This window comes from Desulfovibrio sp. SGI.102 (assembly GCF_050314315.1).
In the GTDB taxonomy this organism is placed as follows: Bacteria; Desulfobacterota; Desulfovibrionia; order Desulfovibrionales; family Desulfovibrionaceae; genus Desulfovibrio.
In genome coordinates, this window is the sequence record NZ_JBNPNC010000111.1 from 1 (window position 1) to 1,937 (window position 1,937).

2 protein-coding genes are annotated in these 1,937 nt (G+C 64.2%); both read left to right on the top strand.

Translation table 11 applies throughout. The features are described 5' to 3' along the window. Window positions 1–254: 254 nt before the first annotated feature. Entirely contained in the window at window positions 255–1,121 is an 867-nt protein-coding gene (locus ACQRCJ_RS12330) for a zinc metalloprotease HtpX (protein ID WP_204626662.1), read from the top strand. A gap of 139 nt (window positions 1,122–1,260) precedes the next feature. After that, window positions 1,261–1,680 carry a DVU_2496 family lipoprotein gene (locus tag ACQRCJ_RS12335; protein WP_302260998.1) on the top strand — a complete coding sequence of 140 codons (420 nt, stop codon included), beginning with the start codon at window positions 1,261–1,263 and terminating at the stop codon, window positions 1,678–1,680. Window positions 1,681–1,937 lie beyond the last annotated feature (257 nt).

The window sequence follows — 1,937 nt, forward strand, 5'->3', positions numbered from 1 at the left end:
AACACGGCATCGCCGTGCTTCCCCGCCTCTCCTTTTTTGTCACAGATATTTCCCCGGCCATTCCTGCCGCCCTTCCCCAGCTTCCTCCCCGCCAATCGGGCTTGCCGTACAAGCGATCCTCCTATACTGCTAGGCAGCAGCCTCTCCGTCTTCCCTGCTTCGGACATCCTGACTTTTTCCCACCTCTTGCCACTTTGCTGACGCATGCTTATCTACAGTGAGCGAATCCCTACCTCGCACATCAAGGAGATACCATGACCAGCCAGATCAAGACCGTGCTGCTTCTCGCCCTGCTTTCCGCCATCATCATCGGCCTGGGCGGCATCATGGGCGGCCGCACCGGCATCATCATCGCCTTTGTGATCGCCATGATCATGAACGTGGGTTCCTACTGGTATTCGGACAAGATCGTGCTCTCCATGTACCAGGCCCGCGAGCTGTCCGAAGACGAAGCCCCCATGTTGCACCGCATGGTGGCCGAGCTTTCCGCCAATGCCGGCATCCCCAAGCCCCGCGTCTGTGTCATCCCCGAAGACGCGCCCAACGCCTTCGCCACCGGCCGCGACCCCGAGCACGGTGTGGTGGCCGTCACCGACGGCATCATGCGCATCCTCAGCCCCGAAGAGCTGCGCGGCGTCATCGCCCACGAGATCGGCCACATCGCCAACCGTGACATCCTGATCCAGACCATCGCCGGTGTGCTGGCCTCGGTCATCGTCAGCATCGCCAACTTCATGCAGTTCGCCGCCATCTTCGGCGGCAGCAGCAATGACGAGGAAGGCGGCACCAACCCCATCGCCGCGTTCCTGCTGGCCATCCTGGCCCCCATCGCCGCCAGCATCATCCAGATGGCCATCTCCCGCTCGCGTGAGTACCTGGCCGACGAGACCGGCGCCCGCATCTGCGGCCAGCCCCTGGCCCTGGCCGGTGCCCTGCACAAGCTGGGCGTGGCCAGCGGACAGATCCCCATGCAGAACGGCAACCCCAGCACCGAGCAGATGTTCATTGTCTCGCCGCTGTTCGGCTTCGGCGGCGGCAGCATGGCCAACCTGTTCAGCACGCACCCGCCGCTGGAAGAGCGCATCGCCCGTCTGCAGGAGATGAGCCGTCAGGCCCGCTAACGGCCATCCCCGCCTCTCCGGCATACGAACCTTTTGACAAAAAAGCGGGCTTGGTGTGTAGTCAGCAATGACGCCACCTGCCCGCTTTTGTCGTGCCCGGGGGCGAATCTGATGCCGGTACGCCCGGCAGGAGAATGACATGAAACGTTTCCCCGTGATCCTTGCCCCCGCCCTGCTTGGGTCCCTTCTGATGCTGGGCGGCTGTGCCACCACAGGCCCCAATACGGCCCCCCTGCCGCCCGATCGTGACTGCCAGGAAGTCTACACCGTGGCTCCCGGCAATTACATCATCGATATCGCGGGCGGCTCCATGGTCGTCCTCGACCCGGCCGTGCAGGACTTCCCCCTGTTCTGCTCGCCCGAAGAAGCCCGTGCCGGTCTGAAGACCGCCATGGACAACGGTGCCCTGCCCGCCGGGGACTGGCGCATCTACCGCCTCAACGGCACCCTGCAGGAGATCGGCCAGCAGCCCGAACCCGGCCATTACAGCCTGGCCCGCATGGCCCGTCTGGTGGACTGGGTGAGCAAGGCCGAAACGGAAGACCCGGACAAGAAATAGCCTGTCCCCCTACCGGGGCAGCCCGCACAAGGTCCCATGCCGTCACAGGCCTGGCGGACTTCCTTTGTGCCTCAATGCAAACAGCCAAAGCGCTCCCTCCTTGAAGGACGGAGCGCTTTTTTATGACCAGCACGGGCGGCATCGAACACCGCCCCCCTTCCCCAGTCCATCCCGCATCCCCTCCCCCCTTCCTGACGCCCTACGCCCTTCCTGACGCCCTACGCCCTTCCTGACGCCCTACGCCCTTCCTGACGCCC